Source organism: Pseudomonas sp. URMO17WK12:I7, assembly GCF_003269045.1.
GTDB lineage: Bacteria > Pseudomonadota > Gammaproteobacteria > Pseudomonadales > Pseudomonadaceae > Aquipseudomonas > Aquipseudomonas putida_J.
On record NZ_QLTL01000005.1, the window covers coordinates 334,528 to 343,716 of the forward strand.

At 65.6% G+C, this 9,189-nt stretch carries 9 protein-coding genes; 7 read left to right on the forward strand and 2 right to left on the reverse strand.

Annotated features, from left to right (window positions below; genetic code table 11):
• The first annotated feature begins 85 nt into the window (after positions 1-85).
• The 5 genes from H040_RS09370 to H040_RS09390 are packed head-to-tail and all read left to right on the forward strand — an operon-like array spanning position 86 to position 4,396.
• Positions 86-1,492 carry an ABC transporter substrate-binding protein gene (locus tag H040_RS09370; protein ID WP_027916935.1) on the forward strand — a complete coding sequence of 469 codons (1,407 nt, stop codon included), beginning with the start codon at positions 86-88 and terminating at the stop codon, positions 1,490-1,492.
• 15 nt (positions 1,493-1,507) lie between these two features.
• A complete protein-coding gene (locus H040_RS09375; RefSeq protein ID WP_027916934.1) occupies positions 1,508-2,290 on the forward strand; it encodes an ABC transporter permease in 783 nt (260 codons plus the stop codon).
• Positions 2,290-3,141, forward strand: a complete 852-nt coding sequence (locus tag H040_RS09380) for an ABC transporter ATP-binding protein (RefSeq protein WP_027916933.1) — start codon at positions 2,290-2,292, stop codon at positions 3,139-3,141. Before H040_RS09375 ends, H040_RS09380 begins: the two co-directional genes overlap by 1 nt.
• Entirely contained in the window at positions 3,138-4,103 is a 966-nt protein-coding gene (locus H040_RS09385) for a HEAT repeat domain-containing protein (RefSeq protein ID WP_027916932.1), read from the forward strand. Before H040_RS09380 ends, H040_RS09385 begins: the two co-directional genes overlap by 4 nt.
• Positions 4,103-4,396: a DUF971 domain-containing protein gene (locus H040_RS09390; RefSeq protein ID WP_027916931.1), complete on the forward strand. Its 294-nt coding sequence runs from the start codon at positions 4,103-4,105 to the stop codon at positions 4,394-4,396. Before H040_RS09385 ends, H040_RS09390 begins: the two co-directional genes overlap by 1 nt.
• 76 nt (positions 4,397-4,472) lie before the next feature.
• Here H040_RS09390 and H040_RS09395 read toward each other — a convergent pair whose 3' ends face one another.
• Together H040_RS09395 and H040_RS09400 are read right to left on the reverse strand one after the other, a co-directional pair.
• Positions 4,473-5,336, reverse strand: a complete 864-nt coding sequence (locus H040_RS09395; protein ID WP_050437158.1) for an ABC transporter ATP-binding protein — start codon at positions 5,334-5,336, stop codon at positions 4,473-4,475.
• Positions 5,333-6,907, reverse strand: coding sequence for an ABC transporter permease (locus H040_RS09400; protein ID WP_027916929.1), 1,575 nt, complete (start codon positions 6,905-6,907; stop codon positions 5,333-5,335). The genes H040_RS09395 and H040_RS09400 overlap by 4 nt, the downstream gene beginning before the upstream one ends.
• A 297-nt stretch (positions 6,908-7,204) precedes the next feature.
• On the opposite strand from H040_RS09400, the gene H040_RS09405 reads away from it, so the two are divergent.
• Together H040_RS09405 and H040_RS09410 are read left to right on the forward strand one after the other, a co-directional pair.
• Complete coding sequence (locus tag H040_RS09405; RefSeq protein WP_027916928.1) at positions 7,205-8,242, forward strand: ABC transporter substrate-binding protein; 1,038 nt, start codon at positions 7,205-7,207, stop codon at positions 8,240-8,242.
• A 36-nt stretch (positions 8,243-8,278) separates the two neighbouring features.
• Positions 8,279-9,184, forward strand: a complete 906-nt coding sequence (locus H040_RS09410; RefSeq protein ID WP_085205630.1) for a TauD/TfdA dioxygenase family protein — start codon at positions 8,279-8,281, stop codon at positions 9,182-9,184.
• The last annotated feature ends 5 nt before the right edge of the window (positions 9,185-9,189 follow it).

Below are 9,189 nucleotides of genomic sequence, written 5' to 3' on the forward strand. Positions count from 1 at the left end.
TCCTGCAATGCCCCTCGTTTCCCACCCCCCAAGCCGGGCGGCGGAGACGATTCCAGAACGCAAAACGATTCGAGGGGAAACACCCATGCGCCTTGTAGCAACCGTGGCCGGCCTCGCGCTGGCGCTTACCGGCCTGAATGCCAGCGCCGAAACCATTCGCATCGCCATCGGCACCCAGGACACCACCATCAACTGCGCCACCGGCGGCTTGCTGGTCCGTGAGCTGGGCCTGCTCGACAAGTACTTGCCGCACGACGGCAAGTACAAGGATGCCCAGTACCAGGTGGAGTGGAAGAACTTTACCAGCGGTGCGCCGCTGACCAACGAGATGGTCGCCGGTAAGCTCGACTTCGGTGCCATGGCCGATTTCCCTGGCTCGTTCAACGGCGTCGCGCATCTGGATGCCGGCAAGCGCAGCCTTTTCATCAGTGTGCTCTCGGGCAGTGTGCATGGCAGCGGCAACGGCATCGTCGTACCGGCGGCATCCAAGGTGCAGTCGCTGGCTGAGCTCAAGGGCAAGACCATCTCCGTGCCGTTCGCCTCCACCGCCCACGGTATGCTGCTGCGCGCCGTCGCGGCCCAAGGCTGGGACCCGCAAAAGGACCTGCGTATCATCGCCCAGGCCCCGGAAATCGCTGGCTCCGCCTTGCGCAGCAACCGCATCGAGGCCCATGCCGACTTCGTGCCGTTCGCCGAGTTGTTCCCCAACCGCGGTTTTGCCCGCAAGATCTACGACGGTGCCCAGGCCAATGCGCCGACCTTCCACGGCGCCCTGGTCGATGCCGCTTATGCGAAGAAGTACCCGGAGGTGGTCACCGCCTACCTGCGCGCCAGCCTCGAAGCTGACCGCCTGATCGCTGCCGAGCCGGAGAAGTACAGCGAGCTGATCGAGAAGGTCACCGGCATCGAGGCCGAGGTCAATTACCTGTTCCACGGCCCGCTCGGCCTGCAGACTCGCGACCTGACCTGGAAGCCCGAATACCGCCAGGCGGTGGCCACGTCCATTGATACGCTGAAGTTGCTGAAGAAGACCGACCGCGGCCTCGACACCGACCAGTTCATCGACGACCAGTACATCCGCGCCGCCTTCAAGCAGGCCGGCCTGGACTACGACAAGGCGCTGAAAAACTACGACCCATTGCCGCTCAAGGCCAACGACGCGCTCACTGGCAAGCCGATCACCGATTTCAGCCGCCTGGCGCAGATCTGGGTGCGCGGTGAAGACAAGGTACGCCACTACGCCTCGCCGGAAGCCGCCCTTGGCGCTCTGGCCCAGCTGGAGCAGGAAGGCAAGGACATCCGCGCCATCTATGCCCAGGCTGCCGACAGTGGCATCAAGCTGCTGGCCAACCAAGCCTGGTTTGTGCGAAACGCCAAGGGTGAGCTGGCCGCTTTCCTGCTCAAGGACCAGGCCGAGCAGTACGCCAAGGCCCATGGTGGTGAAGCGCTGGACTTCGTCAGTGCCAACCAGAAGCTGGTTGCCCAGCGCTGACCGGGAGGTACCGACATGTCCCGCGACCTCAAGCGCTGGCCTGTGCGCCTGGTTTCGCTGCTGGCCTGCCTGCTGTTCTGGCAGGTGGCGGCCAGCGTCAAGCTGGACCTTGGCCTGCTGACCTTCACCTACGTTCCCACGCCGCAGGCGGTGCTGGAGGCGGCCTGGCAGTTGCTGACCAGCAATGCCCTGCTGGCGCACCTGGGCAGCAGCCTGTCGCGGGTGTTTGCCGGATATGCCGCTGCGGCACTGCTGGGTGTGGCCCTGGGCTTGCTGATCGGGCGCTCGAAATGGGCCGAGGACACCTTGCTGCCACCGCTCGAAGTACTGCGGCCGATACCTGCGGTGGCGTGGATCCCGCTGGCGATCCTGATGTTCCCGTCGTCGGAGCTGTCGATGGTGTTCATCACCTTCACCGGTGCGCTGTTCCCGATCCTGCTCAATACCGTGCATGGCGCGGAGGCCGTCGACCCACGCCTGGTTGCTTCGGCGCGCAGCCTCGGTGCCGGGCGCTGGGCGATCCTGCGCGAAGTGATATTGCCTGGCGCGCTGCCGAGTATCGTCACCGGCCTTGCCATCGGCATGGGCACTTCGTGGTTCTGCCTGGTCACCGCCGAGATGATCGCCGGGCAGTTCGGCATTGGTTACTACACCTGGGAGTCGTACACCTTGCAGAACTACCCGGACATCATCGTCGGCATGCTGCTGATCGGCGTGCTGGGCATGGGCAGCAGCGCGCTGGTCAAGCGCCTCGGCGCATTCGCCACACCCTGGTACCGCACGCGGAGGGCCAGCTGATGAGCCGTTATCAACAGGTACCCGGGCGCATCGATGGGCATGGCCTGTCGATTCGACTGGGGCAGGGCCGCGAAGCCTTCGAGGCGGTGCAGGGCCTGGATTTTGCCGTGGAGCCGGGCGAATTCGTCTGTATCCTCGGGCCGTCCGGCTGTGGCAAGTCGACCTTGCTCGGCGCCCTGGCCGGGCACCTGGTGCCAAGCAGCGGCCAGCTGAACGTGGATGGCCAGGCCATCGCCGGGCCTTCGCCGCAGCGCGGCATGGTGTTCCAGCACCACACCTTGCTGCCATGGCGCAGCGTGCTCGACAACGTCGCCTTCGGCCTGAAGATGCAAGGCCTGGGCAAGGCCGAACGCCGCCAGCAGGCACGCGAAATGCTGCACCTGGTGGGCCTGGCCGACTTCGCCGAGCGCTGGCCCAGCCAGCTTTCCGGTGGCATGCAGCAGCGCGCCGAAATTGCCCGGGTGCTGATCAACCGCCCGCGCCTGCTGTTGATGGACGAGCCTTTCGGTGCCCTGGATGCGCAAACCCGTTCGCGCATGCAAGAGCTGCTGCTGGATATCTGGGCGCGCATCCGCACCACCGTGGTGTTCGTCACCCACGACATCGACGAAGCCTTGTTCCTGGGCGACCGCATTCTGGTAATGAGCCCGCGTCCCGGTCGCTTTATCGAGGACCTGCGCCTGGATTTTGCGCGCCCACGCCGCGCCAGCCTGCTGACCAGCCCTGAATTCACTCACCTGAAACGCCATTGCCTGGCCTTGCTGCGCCATGAAGAGGGCCGCGAACTGCCGCGCCTGACGCCGCTCGGCCTGCCAGCCACCGACCATCCGCCGCTAAGGATCGCGCTATGACTGCACGAAACACCGACAACCGCGACATTCTCCAATTGCTGCCACGCCTGGAAGCCGACGATGCGGGCGTGCGACGCATTGCCTTGATCGAGCTGGCCGACCTTGAAGACCCCGATGCCTTGCCATGGCTGACCGATGCTGTGCTGGTCGACAGCGCCGACGAGGTGCGCGCCGAAGCCGCACGGTTGCTGGAGGCCTGGGAGGAACCTGAAGTGGTTCAGGCATTGTGCGCCGCGCTGGCCGATGCGGCCGAAGGGGTCCGCCTGGCGGCGGCGCAGAGCCTCAGCGAGCTCAAGAGCCCAGAGGCCGGGCTGCTGATTTTGCCGTGGGTCGGCCATGCCGAGGCCTTCGTCCGCGCCAGCGCTTTGCGTGCCCTGCGGGAGCTGCGCCTGGAGGACGCCGCGCTACCGGCACTGCAGGCGCTTCGGGATGAGGACGCCGCAGTGCGCCGGGAGGCCGTGGGCATTCTTGGCTGGCTCAAGCACGAGCCAGCGCTGCCGGCCTTGGCCTTGCTGGCCGAGCGTGAGCCGGACACTGATGTCCGCCGCGCCGCCATCGGCGCCCTCGGGCTGGCCCGTGATAGCCAAGTGTTGCCAGCGTTGGTGAGCGCCTTGAGCGACCCGGCCTGGCAGGTGCGCGAGGAAGCCGCCACGACCTTGGGCAAAGTAGGCCACGCACAGGCCGGCCCGGCCCTGGTGGCCGCGCTGGGCGATGGCTTCTGGCAGGTGCGCCTGCGTGCAGCGCGTTCATTGGGCCGGTTGCGCCATGCTGAGGCGCTGGAAGCATTGGCTGAGTTGCTCGGCCACGGTATCGCCAACCTGCGCAAGGAAGCCGCGTTGGCGCTGGGCGAACTCGGGCAGGCCCGGGCTTTGCCTGCGTTGCAGGCGGCGGAAGCGGATAGTGACCCAGAAGTGCGCAAGGCAGTGCGCATCGCCCTGACGCAGTTGCGTGGGGCTGCCTGATGGCGGCGCCAAGCGCGATTCGCAACCAGCGTGGGCCTGGCTTGCTGGCCCTGCAATGGGCCGATACCGAGGCGATCATCAGCCATGCCCGCCTGCGCGGCGCCTGCCCCTGCTCGCAATGCCGGTCGGCGCGCTTGCAGGGGCGGCTGTCCGTGGTCAGGGACGATGTGCGCGTCGAGCGGGTGGTGGCGCAGGGGTACGGCGTGCAGTTGGTGTTCAGCGATGGGCATGAGCGGGGTATCTATCCCTGGGCCTACCTGCGCACGCTTGGCGAGCCAGCACCGGCCTTGTAGGAGCGGCTTCAGCCGCGAAGCAGGCGGCGCGGTAGATGGGCACCGGCTTTGCCGGTGTTCGCGGCTCAAGCCGCTCCTACAGGGCGATCAACTCGGGCCTCAGGCCCTCTACCCGGCGCGCCGGTGGTGGCAAGTAACCGCCGTCACCGGTGATCTGATGCAGGACCTTTTCGCGCAGCCCATGCAACGCCACACCCGTGCGCAGGCGTGGATGCGGCAGGTCGACTTCCACCACCGACTTGATTCTTCCGGGGCGCGGCTCCAGCACCACTACGCGGTCGGCAAGGTAGGTGGCTTCTTCGGCATCATGGGTCACCAGCAAGGTGGTGATGCCAGCGCGCTCGCGGATGGCCAGCAGTTCGTCCTGCAACTGCTGGCGGGTCAGTGCATCGAGTGCGCCGAACGGCTCGTCGAGCAACAGGATACGCGGGCTTGCCACCAGGCCACGGGCAATCGCCACGCGCTGGGCCATGCCGCCAGAGAGCTGGTGCGGGTAGGCCGACTCGAAACCGACCAGGCCCACCAGTTGCACGAACTCGTGCACACGCCGGGCGCGTGCGCCCTGGGTCAACTGCTCATTGACCAGGCCCAGGCCGATGTTCTGCTCTACCGTCAGCCAAGGGAACAAGCGGTGTTCTTGAAACACGATGCCGCGCTCACCGCCGATGCCGCGGACCGCCTGGCCATCGACGCGGATACTGCCGCTGTAGTCGGTGTCCAGCCCGACCAGCAGGCGCAGCAGGGTCGACTTGCCGCAGCCTGAGGCGCCGACAATGGCGATGAACTCGCCTTCGTTGATGGCCAGGTTGAAATTGCGGATGGCCTCGAAGGGCTGGCCGTCGACGCTGAAGACTTTGCCTACGCCTTCGAAGCTGACCAGCGGCGGCGTGGTGTCGGCCTGATTGGCCGCGAGCAGGTGTGAAGCATTGAAGGCGTTCATGCGGTTCTCCAGCGCGTGGCGCGCGATTCGAGGCGTTGACCGAGGGTGCCGAGCAGGGCGCCGACCAGGCCGATCAGGAGCATGGCGGCCATGACCTGGTCCATGCGGAACAGTTGCTGGGCGCCGATCATCAGGCTGGCAATGCCGCCGTCCGAGGGCATGAAGTACTCGGCGCCGAGGGTGCCGAGCCAGGCGTATATCAGCGACAGGCGCAGGCCGGCGAAGATGGCCGGTGCGGCCCCCGGCAGCACCAGCAGGCGCAGGCGTTGCCACAGGTTCAGGCGCAGTGTGCGGGCCGCTTCGCCCAATTGTGGCGACAGGCTGGCGATACCCCGCTGGGTAGCGATCAGCAGCGGGAAGAATGCAGCCAGGCCGACGAACACGTTCTTGGCCCCTTCGCCCAGGCCGAACCAGGCGGTGAGCAAGGGAACCCAGGCGAACAGCGCCACTTGGCGCAGGGCCGACAGGCTTGGCCCGAAAAGGCGTTCGGCATTGTGGGAAAGCCCCAGCACCAGCCCGCTCAGCAAGCCGGCGCTGCCCCCCAGGAGCAGGCCGGTCAGGGTGCGCTGCAGACTCAGCAGCATGGCCTCTGGCAGCGAGCCATCGGCCAGGCCGCCGAACAGGGTGCGCAGTACGTCCAGTGGTGAAGTGAGGATGTTCGGGTCGATCCAGCCGAAGCTGCTGCTCGCCTGCCACAGCGCAAGCAGTGCTGCCGGTAGCAGCAGGCTTTGCCAGCCCCGTGGGATGGGACCGCGCTGTTGTTCGCCGGTGGCCGGTTGCGGCCAGTGCAACAGGTGCTTTTCCAGGGCCGAGAAGCCACGTTCCAGCAGCGCGCCGACCAAGCCGATCACCAGGATGCACAGCAGCACCAGGTCGAGCATGAACAGTTGCCGGCCCCAGACCATCAGGTAGCCGATGCCTTCGCTGGAGGCAAGCAGTTCAACGGCCAGCAACGAGGTCCAGCCAGTCGCCAGGGCCAGTCGCACACCGGTGAGAAAGGCGGGCAGGGCGGCGGGCAGCAGCAGGCGCAGAAACAGCAGGTGGCGTGGCAGGCGCAAGGCGGCGGCAGCTTCACGCAACTTGGGCTGGGCATCGCGCACGCCGACCAGGGTATGCAAGGTGACCGGTACCACTACGGCCTTCACCAGCACCACCAGCTTGAGCAGCTCGCCGATGCCGAAGAACAACATGAACAGCGGGATCCAGGCCAGGGTGGGGATCTGCGCCAGGGCCACGAAGGTTGGCAACACCAAGGTCTGCGCATGGCGTGAGGTGCCCAGCCAGGTGCCGAGCAGCAAGCCGCTGCCGATGCCCGCCAGTAGCCCCCAGAACAGCCGCTGCAAGCTTATCCACAAGTGCCCCCAGAGCTCGCCTGAGCCGAACTCCAGCGCGCTCTGCCACACCAGCGAAGGTGCCGGCAGGATCTGCTCGCTCATCCAGTGCTGCCGGCTCGCCACCACCCATAGAACGGCAAGCGTCATCGGCACCAGGTAGGCGCGGCCGTGTGTCGCGAAAGGGCCGCGCAGCGGCCCCCGCTGCCACCACGATCTCCTGCTAAGAACTCCATTCATCGGCCATCTCTCGAAGCGTTCCAATGTTATTCACTTAAGGAATTAAAAATTTACAGAAGTGACTTTCAAGAGATAAGAGCATGCAAGCCATGCATGCGGAACCCCCACGCCATTGCGTTTTGCTCATATTTTCCATGCGTTTCTCGCAAGCCCTCCCGCGCCCCGCATGAATCCTCATTTATGTCTTTCAGTTACTAAAAAATGAAGTTTTGATCTTTGTAGGTTCTAACCAGACCTGCCTAGCTTCTGGCCAACGCGCCGGCCATCGCCGGTGGCAGCCTGCCAAGGAGCCTTGCCATGAAAACCCCATTGCGCCACCTGATTACCGCCCTCGGTCTGGCCTTCACCCTGAGCGCTCACGCTACCGAGCCGGCCAAACCCGAAAGCATCCGCATCGCCGTGCCCGACCTCAGCGCCGGCAGCAAGCACAGTGCTGGCGGCGTGGTCGATGTACTGCGTGACCAGCAACTGCTGGAAAAAGAATTCGCCAAAGACGGCATCCGCATCGACTGGCACTTTTTCAAGGGCGCAGGTCCTGTGGTCAACGAAGCCTTGGCCAACGGCCAGGCCGACTTCGCCTACCTGGGCGACCTGGCGGCGATCGTCGGCAAGGCCAACGGCCTCGACACCCGCGTGCTGTCTGCCGGCGTGCGTGGGGTGAAGAGTTATCTGGGCGTGGTGCCGGGCTCCGGCATCAAGACCCTGCACGACCTCAAGGGCAAGCGTGTGGCGGTATTCCGCGGCACCGCCAACCAGTTGTCGTTCGCCAGCGCGTTGGCCAGCCAAGGGCTGTCCGAACGCGACCTGAAAGTGATCAACCTGGACTTCAACGCTGCCAACGCTGCCCTGGCCGCCAAGCAGATCGACGCCACCTGGGGCTTGTCCAACTTGCTGTCGCTGCGTGAGCGCGGGCTGGTCGAGCTGCCGGTCAACTCCCGCGACCTGGAAGGTGCCGGTAGCACCCAGGCGGTGTTGCTTGGCACGGGCGATTTCATCCGCAAATACCCTGAGCTGGTGCAGCGCCTGGTCAATGCCCAGGAACAGGCCGCCAGCTGGCTGCGCGACGAGCACAACCGCGATGCTTTCGTCGACCTGGTGGCAAGCAACGCCAACTGGCCACGCAGCATCCTCAGCGATGACCTGGCCAAGGAAGACCTTGCCCATTACTTCGATCCACGGCTGGACGCCGACTTCGTCGCCCAACTGCAACAGGGCGTCGACCTGGCCGCCCGCGAGCGCTTGATCCGCCGTGGCTTCCAGGTTTCCGAGTGGATCGAACCACGCTTCCTCGATGCCGCGCTGCAACACCAACAGGCCGTGCAGGCCGCCCGCTGAACCCACAACCCGACCATGACCGCAAGGACCACGACCATGAGCAATGCCGCACTGGCCTCCGCGCCACACGCCTTCGAACTCGACATCCACCCGGTTGCCGGCCGCATCGGCGCCGAGATCCGTGGGGTGAAGCTTTCAGCCGACCTGGATACCGCCACCCTCGACGCCATCCAGGCCGCCCTGGTGAAATACAAGGTGATCTTCTTCCGTGGCCAGACCCACCTGGACGACCAGAGCCAGGAAGGCTTCGCCAAGCTGCTCGGCGAGCCGGTCGCACACCCCACCGTGCCGGTGGTGGACGGTACCAGCTACCTGCTGCAACTGGACGGCGCCGAAGGCCAGCGGGCCAACTCCTGGCACACCGACGTGACATTCGTCGATGCCTACCCCAAGGCCTCGATCCTGCGCAGCGTGGTGGCGCCGGCTTCCGGCGGCGATACCGTGTGGGCCAATACCGCTGCGGCCTATCAGGAACTGCCCGAGCCACTGCGTGAGCTGGCCGACACGCTGTGGGCAGTGCACAGCAATGAATATGACTATGCGAGCCTCAAGCCCGATGTCGACCCGGCGAAACTTGAGCGTTATCGCAAGGTGTTCACCTCGACCGTGTACGAGACCGAGCACCCGGTGGTGCGGGTGCACCCGATCAGTGGTGAACGGGCGCTGCAGCTGGGGCATTTCGTGAAGCGCATCAAGGGCTATTCGCTGGCAGACTCGCAGCACCTGTTCGCGGTGTTGCAGGGGCATGTGACACGGCTGGAGAACACCGTGCGCTGGCGCTGGGAGGCCGGGGATGTGGCGATCTGGGATAACCGCGCCACGCAGCATTATGCGGTGGATGATTATGGGACCCAGCCACGGGTGGTGCGCCGGGTGACCTTGGCCGGTGAGGTGCCTGTGGGAGTGGATGGCCAGCTGAGTCGGACTACGCGTAAAGGTTGAGCCCA